The organism is Microbacterium sp. NPDC090281 (assembly GCF_044769635.1).
In the GTDB taxonomy this organism is placed as follows: domain Bacteria; phylum Actinomycetota; class Actinomycetes; order Actinomycetales; family Microbacteriaceae; genus Microbacterium.
This window is the reverse complement of sequence record NZ_JBIVYH010000001.1, coordinates 2,346,200-2,365,753: the sequence shown is the minus strand read 5'-3', so window position 1 is coordinate 2,365,753 and position 19,554 is coordinate 2,346,200. Positions and strand designations below refer to the sequence as shown.

The window sequence follows — 19,554 nt, the reverse complement described above, 5'->3', positions numbered from 1 at the left end:
CAGTCTACGAGCGCACGCCTGTGCCGGCGCCGGACGCTCGCGCGTAGGCATCCGCGATCGCAGCGAGCACCGCGTCGACGTCGGCATCCGTCGACGTCCTGCCGAGCGAGAAGCGGAGTACGCTGCGTGCGTCGCGCTCGCTCCGCCCCATCGCGATCACGACGTGCGAGGGCTCGGCGACGCCCGCCTGACATGCTGATCCGGTAGATGCGGCTACCCCGGCCATGTCGAGAAGGAACAGCAGGCTCTCCCCCACTGCTCCAGGGAACAGCAGATGAGCATTCCCCGGAAGCCGCTCGGTCGGATCGCCCAAGAGCACCGCTGACGGCACTGCGGAACGGACACCGGTGACGAGGCGATCACGCAACGCACGCAAACGTGTCGCCTCCTGTTCGCGCTCCAGCTCGGCGAGCTCGATCGCGGTCGCGAACGCCGCCGCACCCGCGATGTCCTGAGTGCCGGCGCGAAGGCCGCGCTGCTGTGCGCCGCCGCGCAGCAACGCGGTGAGACGTGCCGTGCGTGCTGTGACGAGAACGCCGACGCCGACCGGTGCGCCGATCTTGTGTCCGGCCAGACTCATCGCCACGAGACCGACACCGCTCTCGGCGTCACCGCGCAACGAACGGAATGACAGCGGCACGTGTCCGAGCGCAGCGACGGCGTCGAGATGAAAGGCGACACCGGCAGTCGCGGCGGCGGCCGCCAGCTCTCGCGCGTCGTTGATGGTGCCAGCCTCATTGTTCGCGACGAGGGCCGTCGCCAGCGCGGCGCCGGGGAGCTGCGCTGTGAACAGCTCAGGCGAGATGCGGGCCTGAGAACTCACCGGCACCCGCCGCAGCTCCGCACCCTCGTTCACGAGCGCGGCCACGGTGTCCAGGGTGGCGTGGTGCTCGGCATCCGGCATCACGATCGCCGACGTCGCATCGGGGCGTGCGTGCCACAGTCCCTGCAGCGCGAGATTGATGGACTCTGTCCCGCCGGAGGTGAACACGATCTCGATCGGGTCGGCCCCGAGCACCGCGGCGACACGCTCACGGGACTCCTCGAGAAGCTTGCGTGCGTCCTGTCCGGCGCCATGGGTCGATGACGCGTTGCCGACCGTCTCCGACGCCTCCAACCAGGCCTCTCGCGCCTCCGGGCGCAGGGGCGTGGTCGCCGCGTGATCGAGATAGTGCCGCATGCTTCGATTCTCTCGCGAATCGGCGGCAGCGGGTTTCTTCCAACATGGAACCGGGTACGCGTTGACATGAGACTGCAACACAACGCGCCTAGGGTGTACTCATGCCCGCGTCCCGTGACCTCGCCGTGCCCGGCGGCTCCGCCCTCGACAACCTCGGCGTCCGTCTGCACGACGGCGTCGGAACGCTGCGCGTCTGGTCGCAGAACGCGTCATCGGTCGAGCTGGTGGTCTTCGATGCCACAGACCTCGACTGGGCCACCGATGAGATGCCGCTTGAGCGTCTCCCCGGCGGCATCTGGGAGATCACCACAGAACTGCTGCAGCCCGGCATCCGCTACGCCGTCCGCGTCGGTGGCCCGCACGGCCCCGGGAACACCTTCAACCCGGAATCCATGCTGTTGGACCCCTATGCCCGCGGTCTCGCGCAGGGCGACGGCTACGAGGAATGGCGTTCAGTGGTCATCGTCGACGGCTTCGACTGGGGCGACTCCCAGAAGCCCCGAGTACCACTCGATCGCACCGTCATCTACGAAGGCCACCTCAAAGGCCTCACCAAGCGCCACCCCGACGTCCCTCCCGCCCTGCACGGTACCTACGCCGGGCTCGCCCACCCCGCGATGATCGAGTACTTCCACTCGCTCGGGATCACGTCGATCGAGCTCCTCCCCGTGCATGCGTTCGTGCCCGAGCCCCGTCTGCTCGAGCGAGGTCTCACCAACTACTGGGGCTACAACACGCTGAACTTCTTCACCCCGCACACCGCCTACGCGACCGAGGAAGCACGCAAGGAAGGACCGGAAGCGGTCCTCGCAGAGTTCAAAGGGATGGTTCGCCTCCTGCACGAGGCCGGGCTCGAGGTCATCCTCGACGTCGTCTACAACCACACGTCGGAGGAAGGGATCGGCGGTCCGCGTTCGAGCCTGCGGGGCATCGACAATGCGAGCTACTACCGGCAGGACGAATCCGGTGTCTACGTCGACACCACCGGATGCGGCAACACTCTGAACACCGCCACGGATGCCGGGGCGCGACTCGTCCTCGACTCGCTGCGCTACTGGGCACAGGAGATGCAGATCGACGGTTTCCGCTTCGATCTCGCCACCGCGATCGCTCGTGACAGCACGCACGCCTACACGCCGGAGCATCCACTCCTGACCGCCATCGCGAACGACCCGGTCCTCGCCGACACCAAGCTCATCGCCGAGCCGTGGGATGTCGGACTCGGCGGGTGGCAGACGGGAAACTTCCCTGCCGGCTGGCACGAGTGGAACGACCGCTACCGCGACCGCGTGCGCAACTTCTGGTTGAGCGACATCGACTACGCACGCCGGGCGTCCGCACCGGTGGGCATCGGCGGGTTCGCCACACGTCTCGCCGGTTCCTCGAACACGTTCAGCGAAGACCGAGGCCCGCTCGCCAGCGTGAACTTCGTCACCGCGCACGACGGCTTCACCCTGCACGACCTGGTCTCCTACGACGTCAAGCACAACGAGGCGAACGGGGAGCAGAACCGCGACGGCGCAGACATGAACCGTGCGTTCAACCACGGAATCGAGGGGCCGACCGACGACCCCACCATTCTCGCCGCGCGCCGGAAGGCCATGCGCAACCTGCTCGGGACGCTGCTGCTCTCCGCAGGGATCCCGATGCTCACCGCCGGCGACGAGGTCGGTCGCACCCAGCGCGGCAACAACAACGCCTACGCGCAGGACTCCGCACTGACCTGGCTCGGGTGGGAGTTCGAACCCTGGCAGGAAGACCTGCGTGCGCATGTCTCCCGTCTGATTCGGCTGCGCCAGGAGAATCCGGCGCTCCGCCCCAGCCGCTACGCACGACTCGGCGAGCACATCCCCAACGCCTCCGTCATGGACTGGTACGACCAGAACGGCGAGACCATGGAGCCGTCGCAGTGGACGGACCCTGGCAAGCGCACTCTGCAGTACGTGGCGGCATCCACCCCCGACCTCGAGGCTTACAACCGCATCCTGCTGATCGTGCATGGCACCGAGTCGCCGATCGATGTTCGTCTTCCCGACGAGATCGAGGACGCTACCCGTTTCGTGTCCCTGTGGTCGAGCGCCCAGGAGCGTCCCTCCGACGAACACGAGGTCTTCGCGCCCGGTGACGTGCTACCGGTCTCCGGGACCTCGATGAGGTTGTTCCGCATCGAATGAGGGCTGCCTCCGACGCACCCCGCGGCGCGCTACCCGCTACCTCGTCAGCGCGGTACATTCGGGGTGTGACTGCACGTGCTGGTACTCGGTCCTCGGCTCTTCGGAGCCCCGCTCAGATCCCGGCGCGCGCGCTCGGCGACGCAGATGCGCCCGGTTCGCTGCTGACGACCCGCATCCCTCTGCTCCACCCCTCACCTACTGTTCCCGGCGGGTTCCCGCCGAAGGCATTCGTAGGCGAGGTCGTTCCGTTCAGCGTGGTCGCGTTCCGCGAGGGGCATGACGCCATCGGGGTACACGCGCGACTCACGTCGCCGTCGGGAGACGAGAGTCTGCATCGACTGTCTCCCCGCAATGACGGCACCGACACCTGGTCGACCGATGTCGCGCTCGACGAGCAGGGCGCGTGGCTCTTCCGTTTCGAGGCGTTCTCCGACGACTTCGCGACCTGGGCACACGCCGCAGAACTCAAGGTGGCCGCCGGCGTCGATGTGCCGGTCATGGCGGCGCTCGGTGCCGATCTGCTCACACGAGCCGCCGCGGAGAAGGATCGTCCTGCGGCGCAACGGAAGCGGCTGCTCGCCGATGCCGCCTCGCTGCGCCACGGCGATGCGGCGACGACCATCGCAGTGTCGACGGATCCCGCACTGGCGCAGATCTTCCGGGAGCGCCCCGTGAGCACCATCCGCTCCGTCGCCCCGGCACAGACGTTGAACGTCGACCGCGTCGCAGCAGGTGTCGGCGCTTGGTACGAGTTCTTCCCCCGCTCCGAAGGCGCCAGACGCCTGAAAGACGGCACGGTGAAGAGCGGCACTTTCCGCACGGCGACGAAGCGACTGCCCGAGGTCGCCGCCATGGGATTCGATGTGGTGTACCTGGTACCGATCCACCCGATCGGCGCCACGAACCGCAAGGGGCGCAACAACACCCTGACCACCGAAGTCGGCGACCCGGGATCTCCTTACGCGATCGGCGCGGCAGAGGGCGGACACGACTCGATCCACCCCGGGTTGGGCACTGCACAGGACTTCCGTGCCTTCGTGCGCGCCGCACGGAAGGAAGGACTCGAGATCGCGCTCGACCTCGCTCTCCAGGCCTCCCCCGACCACCCATGGGTGAGTGCGCATCCGGAATGGTTCACGACTCTCCCCGACGGCACGATCGCCTACGCCGAGAACCCGCCGAAGAAGTACCAGGACATCTACCCCCTGAACTTCGACAACGATCCCGCCGGCATCTACGCCGAGATGCTGCGGGTCGTGCTGCACTGGGTGGCGCAGGGTGTGAAGATCTTCCGCGTCGACAACCCGCACACCAAGCCGCTGCAGTTCTGGGAGTGGCTCATCGCCGAGGTGAACGCGGTCGACCCCGATGTGATCTTCCTCGCCGAGGCATTCACCCGACCGGCAGTCATGCGGGCGCTCGCCGCGGTGGGCTTCCAGCAGAGCTACAGCTACTTCACGTGGCGAAACACCAAGGCCGAGCTCGAGGAGTTCCTCACCTCGGTGTCTCACGAGACCTCCGACTACATGCGGCCCAACCTCTTCGTGAACACGCACGACATCCTCACCGAGTATCTGCAGTTCGGGGGTATAGCCGCCTATCGCATCCGCGCCTGCATCGCGGCGACGGCCGGTCCCGTTTACGGCGTGTACGCCGGATACGAGCTGTTCGAGAACGTCGCTCGTCCCGGCTCCGAAGAGAACATCGACAACGAGAAGTACGAGTACAAGTTCCGGGATTGGGCAGGCGCAGAAGCCCGTGGAGAGTCCCTCGCTCCCCTGTTGCGCCGGCTCAACGAGATCCGCGCCGCACACCCCGCACTGCAGCAGCTCCGCAACTTCCGGGCGCACTGGAGCGACGACGACGCGGTACTCGTCTTCAGCAAGCACTTGGCCGCGCCCTTCACAGCCACGGGACAGGCGGACACGATCATCGTGGTCGCCAACGTCGACCCGCACTCGGTTCGCGAGACGACGGTGCACCTCGACACCACGGTGTGGGATGTACCCCTAGGGGAGCCGTTTGAAGTCGAGGATCTCCTCACCGGTGAGGTGTGGACCTGGAGCGACCACAACTACGTGCGGCTCGACGCCTTCGCCGAGCCGGTGCACATCCTGAAGGTGAGGGAGCGATCATGAGCTACACAGAAGACGTCGCCGCATCCACCGAGTGGGAGGCGATCTCCTCAGCAACGCATCACGACCCGCACTCCGTGCTCGGCGCGCACACACGCAAAGACGCCGCAGATCGCACCGTCACCGTGATCCGAGTCCGACGGCCACTGGCCGCGGCCGTCGCAGCTGTCTTCGGCGACGGGACCAGGCTGGAGCTCACCCATGTGGCGCACGGCATCTGGGAAGGTCAGCACAGCGGTCCCCCACTCCCGTATCGCGTCGCGACGCGATACGCGGACAACGACGAGACGGTGTCCGGCGATCCCTACCGCCACCCGCCGACCCTCGGCGACCTCGATCTGCATCTGATCGCCGAGGGACGTCACGAACGCCTCTGGGACGCGTTGGGGGCGCATCTGCGCACGTTCGACGGGGAGATCGGCGTCTCGTTCGCCGTCTGGGCGCCGAACGCCACAGCTGTCCGTGTGGTCGGTGACCACAACGACTGGAGCGGCGAGGCCCACGCCATGCGCTCGATGGGTGTCAGTGGCGTCTGGGAGCTCTTCATCCCCGGTCTCCCGATCGGCACCCGTTACAAGTATCAGATCCGCACACGCGAGGGCGCATGGATCCTCAAGGCCGACCCGATGGCCCTCGCCGCAGAAGTACCGCCCGACACGGCGTCGATCGTGGCCACCTCCGCGCACTCCTGGTCGGACGGCGCGTGGATGACCAGACGGGCTGCCACGCATGCGGTCGCCCAGCCGCTGTCTATCTACGAGATCCACGTCGGCTCCTGGCGCGAGGGGCTCGGCTATCGCGAGATCGCGGATCCGCTGATCCAGCATGTGACCGACGCGGGGTTCACCCACGTCGAGTTCATGCCTTTGGCCGAGCATCCGTTCGGCGGATCGTGGGGCTACCAGGTCAGCGGCTACTACGCACCCACGAGTCGATTCGGCAGCCCCGACGACCTGCGGTACCTGATCGACCGACTGCATCAGGCCGGTATCGGGGTGATCATGGACTGGGTCCCCGGCCACTTCCCCAAGGATGCTTTCGCCCTCGCGCGCTTCGACGGTCAGCCTCTCTACGAGCACCCGGATCCTCGCCGCGGGGAGCACCAGGATTGGGGGACGCTCATCTTCGACTATGGGCGTCCCGAGGTCCGAGGATTCCTGGTCGCCAACGCCCTGTACTGGCTCAAGGAGTTCCACGTCGACGGGCTCCGCGTCGACGCCGTCGCCTCGATGCTCTATCTCGACTACTCGCGCGAGCCCGGCGAATGGGAGCCGAACATCCATGGCGGTCGCGAGAACCTCGAAGCGATCCGCTTCCTGCAGGAGGTCAACGCCACCGCGTACCGACTCCACCCGGGAATCATGATGATCGCCGAGGAGTCGACGAGCTTCCCCGGAGTCACCGCACCCACCGATCACGCCGGTCTCGGCTTCGGCTTCAAGTGGAACATGGGCTGGATGAACGACTCGCTCCAGTACATCTCGCGCGACCCGATGTACCGAGGTCACCACGAGGGCGAGATGACCTTCTCGTTCGTCTACGCCTTCGGCGAGAACTACCTGCTGCCGATCAGCCACGACGAAGTCGTGCACGGCAAAGGCAGTCTGCTCACGAAGATGCCCGGTGATCACTGGCACAAGCTCGCCAATGTGCGCGCGTACCTCGCCTACATGTGGGGCCACCCGGGCAAGAAGCTCCTGTTCATGGGCCAGGAATTCGGTCAGCTCGCCGAATGGTCAGAAGGCCGCGAGCTGGACTGGTGGCTCCTCGATCAGCCATCGCACGCGCAGCTGCAGGATTTCGTAGGGGTGATGAACCGCACCTACCGCGCCCAAGCACCACTCTGGGAGCGCGACAACGATGGCTCGTCGTTCAGTCGCCTCGGTGCGCCGAGCTGGGATCCGACGGTGATCGCATTCGAGCGACGCGACGCGCACGGAGGACGTCTGGTCGTCATCAGCAACTTCGCCGGCGTCGAGCGCACCGGGCACCAGCTCGCGCTGCCACGGGAAGGTGTCTGGGAAGAGGTGCTCAACACCGATGCTTCAGACTATGGCGGACGAGGGTCCGGAAACCTCGGCATGGTGTTCGCACGTCCTACGGAGAGCGGGTCCGCGATCGCGACCGTGACTCTGCCTGCGCTCTCGACGCTCTGGCTGCGCCATCAGCCCGATCCACACGTGCCGACCGTCAACCACGGCTGATCCGACGATTCGTCAGGTCACTCCAGAAGTGCTTGCGTGCGCCAGAACAGCTTGCGATTTCTAGAACAGCTCGCGAGGTCTAGAACAGCTTGCGTGCGCCAGAACAGCTTGCGATTTCTAGAACAGCTCGCGAGGTCTAGAACAGCAGAGACGACAGACGGTTCCGCGCCGAGACGACCCGCGGGTCGTCCGCACCGATGAGACCGAACAGCTCGACCAGACGCTCTCTGACGGGCGTGCGCTGGTCGGAGGGCAGCTGCGCGAACAGGTCGAGCAGTCGCCCGAACGCGTCGTCGACGTGTCCGCCGGCAAGGTCGAGATCTGCCACGTCGGACTGCGCCTGGACGTCGAGGGGATCTGCTGCGGCAGCCGCTCTGGCGGTCTGCAGATCAAGTCCCTGAACACGGTCTAGAAGACGCACTTGGCCCAAGCCTGCACGAGCTTCCTCATCGCGTGGGTTCTCTGCCAGGGCTTTCTCGTAGGCCGAGATGGCTGCGGCATAATCGCCGACCTCGATGGCTGCGAACGCTTCGGCGTGCAGCGGGGGAAGTGCGGGCTCGGCGGGCGGCTCGGGCGCTTCCCCCTCTTGCGCGACTGAGAGCGATCCGGTGACGCCGTTCTGCGCGGCCACCTGGAGAAGCTGAGCGAAGACATCGCGCACCTGCTGTTCCGGGACGACACCGGTGAACATCGGAACGGGCTGCCCGGCGATAAGCGCCACGACCATCGGGATGGACTGCGCGCGGAAGCTCTGGGCGAGTTGCGGATTGGCGTCGACGTCGACCTTCGCGAGCAGCACACGTCCGCCGAGCTCGCGGGTCACCTTCTCGATGATCGGGCTCAGCTGTTTGCACGGCCCACACCACTCCGCCCACAGGTCGATGACGACCGGGACGGTGCGCGAGAGCTCGAGGATCTGCCCGAACGTCTCATCGGTCGCGTCGACGACGACATCGACGACGCTCGGAGTCGGCGCGCCCTCGTCCGGAGTCGCCGGGCGGTTTCGGAGGCTCGACAGGTCTACCGCGCCGCGCAACGCGGCCGGAGAGATCTCACTCATTTGATCACCTTCACGGACAAGAGATCCTGGGCAGCTGCCAGGAGTCTGATCTGCTCTGTCGATCCCTTGGCCGGGACCGAGAAGAACAGTTGGAACTCGTAAGTCGTCTCGACGCCCTTCGCAGACTCAGTCGCATCGGTGAGTGCCTTGGCCTGAGCGTTGTCACCGAACCGGATGGACACATCCTCTCCGGTCGGCGTCACGGTCTCGGTGTCGGTGAGCGTGACCGCCACGATCGCACCACTGTCGAGAGTCGTCATCGAGATGGGGGCATCAGTCGTCGGCGCCATATCGAACGCAGCCTTCGAGGTGTCAGCGGCGCCCTTGTCCGCGAGCCCCTGGACCACGAGCTGACGGCTGTCGGTGATCGTCTTCGCGTACTTCAGAGCCAGATCATCGAACATCGCGTAAGACGCGCTCTGCTCCCCTTGGTCAACGACATCGGCGAACGTCGCAGCGAGGTCGGCCGGCGGAATCGTGAGGAACGCGGAGTCGGATGGGACGAGAGACGTCCCGAGCCAGGAGGCTGCGACCTCGGGGAAGACCGCGTCAGCGGACATCTCGGCGATGTTGGAGACCTTGTAGTTCGACCACGGGTCGGCCTGCGTCATCGTGAGGACGACCGGCGGCACGGTGTCGTCGCCGGTCTTCGACAGCATGAGCACGGTACGCGGCCACTGGTCAGTCGCCTCGGGAAGCACGACCTCGACCTCATCGGTCGGGATCGCTTTGGGGGGCACCGTATCCGGGAGCTTCGTTCGAAGGGCATATTCCGTGGTCCTGGCAGCAAGCGCCGGGCCTTCGAAGCGTGTCGACAGAAGGTCGAGATCGAGTGCCGCGTCGGCCTCGCTCACGGTTCCGGCGAGCGTTTTGAGAATGCGCTTGGCCTGAGCCTCGGTCACAGCCGGCGGCTTCTGATTCTCCGGCGCGATCACCGTCGGGCTCGGAGACGGCGTGGGCGAGGCAGAACCCAGCTGCGGCCAGGAGTCAGACGAGCACCCGGCGGCGAGGATCGCGGTGAGTCCGAGAACCGGAAGCGCCAGCATGCGCCGACGGCGTCGCGCCGGAACAGCACGCATGGAGCGCTTCGAGTCGGGGTCTTTGCTCTCGTCCACGATCTCCGCCTCCTCGACGTCTCCTTCTGACGGAGCGGCAGAATCGGTGGGAGGCTCTGTGGCAGCAGCCCCGGACTCTTCGATGGCGGCACGCTCCCCCGGAGGAAGCGCGGCGACATCGATCGGCTCCGTCGCCGGAAGCGGGCCCGGCCCCTTGCGACGGGGACCGCGTCCACGGCGCTGGTGACGGATCGCGAGCACGTACAGGATGAGCCCGACCAGCAGCACGATGCCACCTGCGACCATCAGAGGTCCGGCCCACGGCGTCGAGTTGTCCAAGGGCCAGGAGACCACGATGTCGTCCGGCGCATCGGCGGTGCCGTCGTAGGCGATCAGCAGGCTGGTGCCCTCGGGGAGCTGCATGTTCTCGGCGGTGAGCCGATTCTCTTCGGCGAACGAATCGAGCCAGAGGTCTGAGCCGCGCGGGTCGCGCCCCGCGGACTCCGAATCGGATGCGTCGCCCTCACCACCGTCGCTCGGAGCATCGGTGGCATCGGCGTCGGAGGACGCCGTGACGTGCTCGACGTCCAGATCGCCGCTCTTGCCCATCGTGACGTGGTTGTAGTCGGAGTCGGCGAGCCAGGCCTCCATGTCAGCGGTGCGACCGTAGCTGCCGAAGATCTCGCCCTGGCCCCGTACGATCAGGGTCTGCGCACCAGGGTTCGCCCGAAGGACGTCGCCGTCCATGAGTACGAACGGCGCAGGTTCGTCGATCTCGACCTGGGTCTGCTGGGACGCGGGCCCCATGAAAATGGTGCGTTGGGCGATCCCCGCCCCGATCAGCACCGCAGCAAGCACGAAGGCCACCACGGCCCATACGAAACGCACGAATAGTCTCCTCACGCATCACCGGCATCTGCCTGCGACACAACACTCGACATTTCAGACTAGCGAAATCAGCTGTGTGTTGCCCACGAGCAGATGCAGTGCGCTCGCGCTCGGCACGTCGCCAGTGCCATTTCGGGGCGTCTAGATAGCCTTGCTGCATCCGTCTCGAGGAGTCGATACATGAAGATCCACAATCCCTTCCGCACCGCCCTGGTGGCGACGCTCGGCGTGGGGTTGGGAATCCTGCTGATCAACAGCGTGCAGAATCTCTCCACGGTGCTGCTGTATCTCGGCACGGCCCTGTTTCTGAGCCTCGGCCTAGACCCGCTCGTGTCGTTCCTCGAGCGGCGACGCCTCCCCAGGTGGGCGGCGGTCCTCGTGACGATCGTCGCAGTGCTCGGAATCTTCTCGGGCATCGTTCTCATCGTGCTCCCGGTGCTGGTCGACCAGATCTCCCAACTGATCGCCCAGATCACGGCGATCGTTCAGCGCGGCACCGCGATCGACGACCTCAAGCAGTGGATGACGGATGCGTTCCCCAACCTCAGAGTCGACGACGTCTTCAGCTACGTCGAGAACTGGCTCACCACCAATCTCACCGAGATCGGCGGCTCGATCGGTCAGGGCTTCCTCGTGGCGAGCGGTGCCGTGCTCAGCGGACTGTTCGGCGCGTTCATCGTGCTCATCCTGACCATCTATCTCACGGCTTCCACTCCCTCGCTCAAGCGCGCGGTCTACCAGCTGGCCCCGGCGTCGAAGCGTGACCGCTTCATCGATCTGTCGGAGCAGATCACGGATTCGGTCGGCTACTACGTGATGGGACAGGTGACGCAGGGTGTGATCAACGGCGTGCTCAGCGCGATCTACCTGTCGATCATCCAGGCGCCGTTCCCCGCAGTCCTGGCAGTCGTCGCGTTCTTCTTCTCGCTGATCCCGCTCGTCGGCACCTTGACCGGCTCCACGATCATCGTGCTGGCGTGCCTGATCCCGGGTCTCGGCTCCCCCGCGACGGCGATCGCAGCAGCGATCTACTATCTGATCTACATGCAGATCGAGGCCTACATCATCTCGCCGCGCATCATGAGCCGGGCCGTGTCGGTACCGGGAGCCGTCGTCGTAGTGGCCGCACTCGCGGGCGGCAGCTTGCTCGGGCTACTGGGGGCACTCATCGCGATCCCGGTCGCCGCCAGCATCCTCATCATCTACCGACAGGTGCTCATCCCCCGGATGAACGAGCTCTGAGCCCGTCTCGCAGGCCGCTCAGTCCGCAGTCGGCCAATGAGTGGCAAGCGGCAACGCAGACGGGTTTACCGCGGCGACGATCTCCGTGAGCACACGACGGGTCTGCGTCTCGCCCACCCACAGGTGCTTCCCGCCCTCGACCGCGATCAACTGCGCGTGCGGGATGGCGGCGAATCGTTCACGGGCTTCATCCGGACGCAGGTAGTCATCCAACTCCGGCACCAGGACGATAACGGGGACGTCGGTGGTCGCCCAGGCAGCGACCTCGTCGGGCGTCGCACGATGCAGAGGCGGCGAGAGCAGGATGATGCCCTCGATATCGTGCTCTCGTCCATACTTCAGAGCAAGCTCGGTACCGAACGACCACCCCAGGAGCCAGGGACGCGGGAGCGCGCGCTCCCGGACGAACTCCATTGCGGCAGCGACATCGAACAGCTCTGCGCCCCCGCCGTCGAAGGATCCCTCGCTCGTCCCCCGAGGAGACGTGGTTCCTCGTGTGTTGAAGCGCAGGACCGCCAGGTCGGCGAGAGCCGGGAGCCGGGCGGCTGCCTTACGGATGATGTGCGAGTCCATGAATCCGCCGGCAGTGGGAAGCGGGTGCAGAGTCACCAGCGTCGCGACCGGCTGAATCGTCTCAGGCTCGGACAGTTCGCCCACGAGCGTCAGGCCATCGGCCGTCGTCAGCTCGATGTCCTCACGCCGCGCCGGGAGCTCCAGCGGTCCTCGAATCTCGATACTCATGCCAGTCTCCAACAGTGTGTGTGCCAGTGCCGGCGGGCGGCGAGGTCGGCGGCATCGCCCAAGACGCCGTCTGCGCGCCAAGCGACGAGATGAGCTGTGCCGGCCTCGATCGCCCTGCTGCAACCGGGGCAGATGTACTCCTTCTGCGCCTGGGCCGCGGAGACCGGCTGGACCGTCCACTCACTGCCTCGGCGAGTCTCAGAACGCTTCCACCCGGCTATGAGCCGATCCAGCGAGTCTTCGTCGTCAGGGCGCGCCGGAGGGCGTCTGCGGGAGCGTGGCATCGTGCCTGCTCACCACCAGTGGTTGTTGACCCAGAAGTTGTAAGCGCCCGCCCAGCTGCCGTAACGACCTGTGGCGTATCCCGTCGCCCAGCGCAGATTGTCGACGGGGTTGTAGCCGTTGCCAGGCACCTTGCTGCACGGCAGAGCCTGCACGAGACCGCAGGCACCGGAAGACTTGTTGGTGGCGTTCGGGTTCCAACCGCTCTCACGCGAGACCACGTAGTCGACGTACTGCCAATCGCTCTGCGCGATACCAGCCGCTGCCATCCACTCTGCGGGAGCGCCTCCGCCCGTGTACGGCGGAAGGGATCCGCCAGAGGACCCCCCGGAGGAGCCGCTGCGCGGCGCTGCCGCGGCCGTGGGTACCGGCTCGGGCGGGGGCTTCGGCTTCACATACACATCGAAGTTTCCGCGGACCAGCGGCGTGATGTCTGCACCCTCGACGGTGACCGTGAGGTTCTGCGTGTCGGCGAGAGCCAGCGAGTACGCCGAGTCCGGAGCCTCAGCCTGCGCAGGCGTCGCCAGCGCTACACCGGTCGGAGCCACCAGCGCTCCCGCGAATCCGACCACCGCGATGGCGCTGAAAACACCGACGACCCCGCGCCGGCGTGACCAGCGGCGAGTGCCCGTGCGCGCCGAACCAGCATTCGCTGCGGGCACCAGCGAAAGTTCGTTTCGTTCGAGAGTCATGTCGTTTCGGGGGTTCACGATGAAGGACAGTCTACGCAACGGTGCCTGAATCGACCATCAGGAATCTCAGCGAACGGCGAGAATCACGTCGATGGTGGCATCGAGAAGGGCATCGACCTGCTCTTCACGGTATCCGCCGCGCTGCATCCGGAACGCCGCTGAGCGCAGTTGCTCGACGGTCAGCGCGTCGCCATCGCGGAGGTATCGGACGATTCGCGTCGACACGTGATCGACCTCATCGATGCGGTAACCGAAGGTGAGGACGCCGGTGCGGGCGAAGCGATGACGACGTGGTCGCGCCAGGTGATCCAGGATGGTCTGTGCGTCGGATCTCGCTTGCTCGACCCACACACCGGCGCCCTGTGCACGAACGACGCGCTCGCGCTCCCGCGCGGCGAAGGCGTCTTCGACTCGACCGAGCGCGGCATCGACATCTGCGACGACGTAGCCGCCCTTCACGAGAGGAAACGAAGCGGTTCGCACATCGTCGGCGCTGAGTTCGTCGCCGCCGGCCTCGAAGGCCCGACGCGCTGACGCGAGAAAGGTGTCGACAGCGGCGCGGTGATATCCGCGGACACGTCCCGAGGTCAGCGCGAACGCCGCCGGAGCCTGAGTCGTCTGTTCGTCGAGCTGGTTTTCGGTCATCACAGAACCACCCAAGGAGAGAGGAGGAAGTACAGACAGAGCGCCGGGATCGTCGATGGCAGGATGCTGTCGAGCCGGTCGAGCAGCCCACCATGCCCCGGCAGCCAGGAACTCATGTCCTTGATGCCGAGATCGCGCTTGAGCATGGATTCGCCGAGATCGCCGAGTGTCGCGGACAACAGGATCGACGCCCCGAAGATCAGGCCGGTCCACCACGGCAGTTCGAGGAGGAAGATCGCCAACAGAACACCGGCTGCGAGCGATGCGGCCACGGCACCGCCGAACCCTTCCCAGGTCTTTTTCGGGCTGATCTTCGGTGCCATCGGATGACGTCCGAACGCCAAGCCCGCGGCATAGGCGCCCGTATCAGCGGCCACGGCGATCGCGATGAAACTGAGCACCCACCACTCTCCGCCTTCCTGCTTGAGCAGGATGAGCGCGATGCCCGCGAGGAAAGGCACATAGACCTGCACGAAACCGCTGATCACGGCATCCGCCAGCACATCGCCGTAGGTTCGTCCGTCTTTCACGACCATCTGCGCGATGAGACGCCAGACGATCACGAATGCGACGGCAACGAACAGCATGACCCAGCAGAGCCATGGTTCTGCGAAATACGCCGAGAGCACCAGGAACGCGGCCGCGATCAGCTGCGGAACGACATCGATGCGGCGGCCGGAGCTCCGAAGGGCCCTGGAGAGTTCGTACACACCCAGTAGCGCGGCGGCGAGGGCGAACGGAACGAACAGCACCTTGAAGAACAACAGCGATCCGAGCAGCGCCGCACCGAAGGCGAGACCGATCAGGATCGCCAGGACGAGGTCGCGGCCCGTGCGCTGCTTGATGCGTTCGTTGGCCTGATCCAGCTGGTCGCGGGCATGCGAGACGTGACTGCCGAGTTCATCTCTCGCAGCCCGCCACTGTTCACGGATCGCATTGTGATCCGCCGTGTCGAGTGGACTCGCACCGATCGGCGCCACGCCATCCGCAGACACCGGAAGATCGGGTCGCGGCGGGACCGCGGCAGCGTCGAAAGCGGGGAACGCCGCATCCACGAGCGGAACGCCGTCGGAAGACGTATCGTCGCGTGCGTCAGCACGCGGGAACGGCTTGTCTCCCTCGGCGTCTCGCGTTTCGTCGGACATCCTGACTACACCTCGAGGAGTTCGGCCTCTTTGCGCTTCAGCGCGTCATCGATGAGCTCGACGTGCTGACGAGTCAGCGCGTCGAGCTCCTTCTCCGCGCGAGCGATGTCATCCTCGCCGAGCTCGCTCTTGAGCGCATCCAGCTCGTCCTTTGCCTTGCGACGGATACCACGCAGGTGCACCTTCGCGTCTTCCGCCTTGGTCTTGACGAGCTTGACGTACTCCTTGCGACGCTCAGCGGTCAGCTCGGGCATCGTCAGGCGAACGAGGTTGCCATCGTTCGTGGGGTTGGCGCCGAGGTTGGGCATGTCACGAAGAGCCTGCTCGATCGCCTTCAGCGCAGACTTGTCGTACGGCGTGATGATGAGCGTACGAGCCTCCTGGTTCGCCAGCGATGCGAGCTGGGCGATCGGAGTCGGCGTGCCGTAGTAGTCGACAAGCACCTTCTGGAACATCTGGGGGTTCGCACGACCGGTGCGCACCGTGGAGAAATCCTCCTTGGCAGCTTCGACCGCCCGGTTCATACGAGTGGTGGTTTCAGCGAGGACGTCCGCGATCACGGTGACTCCTATCGTCGGGGTGTTCAGCAAATTCTACCGGGCGAAGTCGTCTCCGCCGTGTCACACGCTCAGGCGGTGACGAGGGTTCCGATGGGCTCGCCCAGCAGCGCACGTGTCACGTTGCCGGCCGGTTCCATGCCGAACACGCGCATGTCCATGCTGTTGTCCATGCAGAGGCTGAAGGCGGTCGAGTCGACGACCTTCAGACCACGCTGCAGAGCGTCGCGATAGGTGACGCGCTCGATGCGCTCCGCATCGGCGTGCTTGTTGGGGTCTGCGGTGTAGATGGCATCCACGCCGTTCTTGGCGACGAGAACCTCGTCCGCACCGATCTCGAGGGCACGCTGCGCTGCCACGGTGTCGGTGGAGAAGTAAGGCAGACCGGCGCCGGCTCCGAAGATCACGACGCGCCCCTTCTCGAGGTGCCGCTCCGCACGGCGCGGGATGTAGGGCTCGGCGACCTGGGTCATCGAGATCGCCGACTGCACGCGGGTCGCGGCACCGGCCTGCTCGAGGAAGTCCTGCAGGGCGAGGGCGTTCATGACCGTCCCGAGCATGCCCATGTAGTCGGCACGTCCACGGTCCATGCCTCGCTGGCTCAGTTCAGCACCGCGGAAGAAGTTGCCGCCACCGACGACGATCGCAACCTCGACCCGATCGACCGCTGCGGCGATGTCACGTGCGATCTGCGAGACCACATCGGGGCTGACACCCAGCTGCCCTGCGCCGAATGCCTCGCCGGAGAGTTTGAGAAGGACGCGGCGGCGTCCAGTGCGTTCAGTCATGGTGGGTGTCCTCTCGTCCCGATTCAAGATAATGCCTTCTGGGCATGAAGAAGGGGTTCGGATCATTGCGATCCGAACCCCTTCGACGTTGCTACGCGCCGACCTTGAAGCGCGCGAAGTCCGTCACGGTGATACCGGCGTCCTTCGCCACCTGGGCGACAGAGAGCTTGTTGTCCTTTGCGTAGTCCTGCTCGAGCAGGGCGACCTGCTTGATGAACGCGGACACGCGACCCTCGACGATCTTCGGGAGAGCCGCTTCCGGCTTTCCTTCGTTGCGGGAGATCTCGGTGACGATCTCGCGCTCCTTCTCGACGGCGTCTGCAGGGACATCCGCGCGCGAGAGGTACGACGGGTTCGCGAACGAGATGTGCTGGGCGATGCTGCGCGCAGTCTCCGCGTCGTCACCCGAGTAGGCGACGACGACGCCGATCTGCGGCGGCAGGTCCTTGCTCGTGCGGTGCAGGTAGACCTCGACCTTGTCGCCGGCGATCGTGCGCACGCGGCGCAGCTCGACCTTCTCGCCGATGATCGCGGCCTCTTCGGAGATGACCTGCTCGACGCTCTTGTCGCCGGCAGATGCGGCGAGAGCGGCGTCGACCGAGTCGGCCTTGACTGCTGCTGCAGCGTCGGCGACCTTGTCTGCCAGCGCGATGAAGCGCTCGTTCTTCGCGACGAAGTCGGTCTCGCAGGCGAGTTCGATGAGCGTCACAGCGCCGTCCTGCTCGCGAGCGACGATCAGTCCCTCGCTCGTGGAACGGTCAGCGCGCTTCGCGTTGCCCTTCGCACCCTTGAGACGCAGGATCTCGGTGGCCTTCGCGACGTCTCCGTCAGCCTCCTCGAGCGCCTTCTTGGTGTCGACCATTCCGGTACCGAGCTGCTCACGCAGCGCCTTGAGGTCAGCGATGGTGAAGTTGGCCATGTGTGGTGGCTCCTTGCTTCGTTATGTATGTGTGAACGAGGGGATTACTTGGCGTCGGCAGCCTCGGCGGCGGCGACCTCAGCGGTCTCCTCACCGGAAGCGGCGGCGATCGCCTCGTCGTGTGCCTCAGCACCGGCCTCGTCGGCAGCGGTCTCGTCGGCAGCGGGCGTCTCGACGACAGCGGCCTCGTCTTCAGCCGTCACGATCTCAGCAGCGTCAGCGGACTCCTGGACCTCCTGGGCCGGAGTCTCGAGGAGCTCCTTCTCCCAGTCGGCGAGCGGCTCGGCGTCACCCGTCTCCGGGTTGTGCTTCTGCTGCAGGCCCTCGGCCGCGGCGTCGGCGATGATGCGAGTCAGCAGCGAGACGGAGCGGATAGCGTCGTCGTTGCCGGGGATCGGGTACTGGAAGTCGTCCGGGTCGGCGTTCGTGTCGAGGATTCCGATCACGGGGATGCCGAGCTTCTTGGCTTCATCGATCGCGAGGTGCTCGCGCTTGGCGTCGACGACCCAGATGGCCGAAGGCGTCTTGGTGAGGTTGCGGATACCACCGAGCGACTTGTGCAGCTTGTCGAGCTCGCGCTTCTTGAGAAGCAGCTCCTTCTTCGTGAAGCCGCTGTTCGCCGGGGTCTCGTAGTCCAGCTCCTCGAGCTCCTTCATGCGTGCGAGACGCTTGGAGATCGTCTGGAAGTTGGTGAGGAGTCCACCGAGCCAGCGCTGGTTGACGAAGGGCTGGCCCACGCGGGTCGCCTGCTCGGCGAGGATCTCCTGCGCCTGCTTCTTCGTGCCGACGAAGAGGATCGTGCCACCGTGGGCGACGGTCTCCTTGACGAAGTCGTAGGCCTTGTCGATGTAGCCGAGCGACTGCTGAAGGTCGATGATGTGGATGCCGCTGCGCTCGGTGAGGATGAAGCGCTTGACCTTCGGGTTCCACCGACGGGTCTGGTGTCCGAAGTGCACGCCGCTGTCGAGCAGCTGGCGGATGGTGACCACAGCCATGGTCGTCTCCTGGTTCTGGCGCGAATCTGCGCCGTTGAGGTTGCAAGCCGATCGGATGATCGGACTTCCTGGTGCCCGGCTCACACCCGCCCGCTCAGAGAGAAGGACCTGTGGGAGTGGATGCCGCGAGATGAATCGCTTTGGGCACGCGTAGTCACCTCGATTTCGAGGTGCTCCCCCAGCATACAGGATCGTGCACCCGCACTCGCCCTGCACCTCGTGGCGTCATCCTGACTTTCTCCCGGCGGGCAGGCATCCTCACGCCCCCTGTATTCACGACCGAAAGCGGATGGGCAGACTTCCGGCATGCGCGTCTTCTCGCTCCCCACGGTCCGCACTCTCGCGACGATCGTTGTCGCCCTCGCCGCGATCCTTGTTCACGCGGTCGCGGCTCCACCTGAATCAGTCGACTGGCCCCGCTGGCGCTGGCCGCTGACAGGTCAGCACAGCGTTGTGGCCCCATACCGGGCTCCTGCGCACGAGTACGGCCCTGGCCATCGCGGGGCTGACCTTGCGGCGCGGCACGAAGCGGTGGTGCTCGCTCCGGCCGACGGGGTCGTCGCCTTCAGCGGAACAGTGGTCGATCGTCCGCTCCTGACCATCGAGCATGCGGACGGTCTCGTGACGACCTTCGAGCCCGTCCGATCTGCGCTCCGTCCTGGCGACTCCGTGTCAGCGGGCCAGGAGATCGGGCTCGTCTCTGTCGGGGGCCACACCTCGGCGGGTGCACTGCACATCGGTGTCCGACATGACGGCGACTACGTCAATCCGCTGCTGCTCTTCGGCGAGGTGCCGCGAGCGATCCTTCTCCCCTGTTGCTCCGGGTAGTGATCGACCGGATGCCTGCTGGGC

Annotated in this window: 17 protein-coding genes; 5 read left to right on the top strand and 12 right to left on the bottom strand. The window is 65.8% G+C overall.

The genetic code is table 11. From position 1 onward, the window contains the following. Window positions 1–4 precede the first annotated feature (4 nt). Entirely contained in the window at window positions 5–1,180 is a 1,176-nt protein-coding gene (locus ACIQTX_RS11315; RefSeq protein WP_402972161.1) for a cysteine desulfurase family protein, read from the bottom strand. 101 nt (window positions 1,181–1,281) lie between these two features. On the opposite strand from ACIQTX_RS11315, the gene glgX reads away from it, so the two are divergent. The 3 genes from glgX (at window position 1,282) to glgB (ending at window position 7,693) form a co-directional block, all read left to right on the top strand. Continuing rightward, window positions 1,282–3,354, top strand: a complete 2,073-nt coding sequence (glgX, locus tag ACIQTX_RS11310; protein ID WP_402972159.1) for a glycogen debranching protein GlgX — start codon at window positions 1,282–1,284, stop codon at window positions 3,352–3,354. A gap of 65 nt (window positions 3,355–3,419) precedes the next feature. Continuing rightward, window positions 3,420–5,492, top strand: a complete 2,073-nt coding sequence (locus ACIQTX_RS11305) for an alpha-1,4-glucan--maltose-1-phosphate maltosyltransferase (RefSeq protein ID WP_402972157.1) — start codon at window positions 3,420–3,422, stop codon at window positions 5,490–5,492. Beyond that, entirely contained in the window at window positions 5,489–7,693 is a 2,205-nt protein-coding gene (gene glgB, locus ACIQTX_RS11300; protein WP_402972155.1) for a 1,4-alpha-glucan branching protein GlgB, read from the top strand. Before ACIQTX_RS11305 ends, glgB begins: the two co-directional genes overlap by 4 nt. 136 nt (window positions 7,694–7,829) lie before the next feature. Here glgB and ACIQTX_RS11295 read toward each other — a convergent pair whose 3' ends face one another. Together ACIQTX_RS11295 and ACIQTX_RS11290 are read right to left on the bottom strand one after the other, a co-directional pair. After that, window positions 7,830–8,753, bottom strand: coding sequence for a tetratricopeptide repeat protein (locus ACIQTX_RS11295; protein WP_402972153.1), 924 nt, complete (start codon window positions 8,751–8,753; stop codon window positions 7,830–7,832). Continuing rightward, on the bottom strand, window positions 8,750–10,696 hold the full coding sequence (locus tag ACIQTX_RS11290; protein WP_402972151.1) for a glycosyl transferase: 1,947 nt from the start codon (window positions 10,694–10,696) through the stop codon (window positions 8,750–8,752). The genes ACIQTX_RS11295 and ACIQTX_RS11290 overlap by 4 nt, the downstream gene beginning before the upstream one ends. 180 nt (window positions 10,697–10,876) lie before the next feature. Between ACIQTX_RS11290 and ACIQTX_RS11285 the strand changes: the two genes are divergently transcribed. Further along, window positions 10,877–11,938: an AI-2E family transporter gene (locus ACIQTX_RS11285; RefSeq protein WP_105525439.1), complete on the top strand. Its 1,062-nt coding sequence runs from the start codon at window positions 10,877–10,879 to the stop codon at window positions 11,936–11,938. A gap of 18 nt (window positions 11,939–11,956) precedes the next feature. On the opposite strand, the gene ACIQTX_RS11280 is transcribed toward ACIQTX_RS11285, so the two are convergent. The 9 genes from ACIQTX_RS11280 to rpsB form a co-directional block, all read right to left on the bottom strand. Then, a complete protein-coding gene (locus ACIQTX_RS11280; protein WP_402972150.1) occupies window positions 11,957–12,679 on the bottom strand; it encodes an alpha/beta hydrolase in 723 nt (240 codons plus the stop codon). Beyond that, entirely contained in the window at window positions 12,676–12,963 is a 288-nt protein-coding gene (locus tag ACIQTX_RS11275) for a hypothetical protein (RefSeq protein ID WP_081663061.1), read from the bottom strand. Before ACIQTX_RS11275 ends, ACIQTX_RS11280 begins: the two co-directional genes overlap by 4 nt. Window positions 12,964–12,972: 9 nt before the next feature. Then, complete coding sequence (locus tag ACIQTX_RS11270) at window positions 12,973–13,623, bottom strand: transglycosylase SLT domain-containing protein (protein WP_028501961.1); 651 nt, start codon at window positions 13,621–13,623, stop codon at window positions 12,973–12,975. 96 nt (window positions 13,624–13,719) lie between these two features. Beyond that, complete coding sequence (locus ACIQTX_RS11265) at window positions 13,720–14,298, bottom strand: DivIVA domain-containing protein (protein WP_402972149.1); 579 nt, start codon at window positions 14,296–14,298, stop codon at window positions 13,720–13,722. Then, window positions 14,298–15,443, bottom strand: a complete 1,146-nt coding sequence (locus ACIQTX_RS11260) for a phosphatidate cytidylyltransferase (RefSeq protein WP_105525443.1) — start codon at window positions 15,441–15,443, stop codon at window positions 14,298–14,300. Before ACIQTX_RS11260 ends, ACIQTX_RS11265 begins: the two co-directional genes overlap by 1 nt. 5 nt (window positions 15,444–15,448) lie before the next feature. Continuing rightward, window positions 15,449–16,003 carry a ribosome recycling factor gene (frr, locus tag ACIQTX_RS11255; RefSeq protein WP_402972146.1) on the bottom strand — a complete coding sequence of 185 codons (555 nt, stop codon included), beginning with the start codon at window positions 16,001–16,003 and terminating at the stop codon, window positions 15,449–15,451. Between the two features lie 68 nt (window positions 16,004–16,071). Then, complete coding sequence (gene pyrH / locus ACIQTX_RS11250; protein ID WP_017830711.1) at window positions 16,072–16,788, bottom strand: UMP kinase; 717 nt, start codon at window positions 16,786–16,788, stop codon at window positions 16,072–16,074. Between the two features lie 91 nt (window positions 16,789–16,879). After that, window positions 16,880–17,707 (bottom strand): translation elongation factor Ts, encoded by an 828-nt coding sequence (tsf, locus tag ACIQTX_RS11245; protein WP_028501965.1) that lies wholly within the window; start codon window positions 17,705–17,707, stop codon window positions 16,880–16,882. Between the two features lie 44 nt (window positions 17,708–17,751). Continuing rightward, a complete protein-coding gene (gene rpsB / locus ACIQTX_RS11240) occupies window positions 17,752–18,702 on the bottom strand; it encodes a 30S ribosomal protein S2 (RefSeq protein WP_028501966.1) in 951 nt (316 codons plus the stop codon). Window positions 18,703–19,008: 306 nt separating this feature from the next. On the opposite strand from rpsB, the gene ACIQTX_RS11235 reads away from it, so the two are divergent. Further along, a complete protein-coding gene (locus tag ACIQTX_RS11235; RefSeq protein WP_402972143.1) occupies window positions 19,009–19,530 on the top strand; it encodes a murein hydrolase activator EnvC family protein in 522 nt (173 codons plus the stop codon). Window positions 19,531–19,554 lie beyond the last annotated feature (24 nt).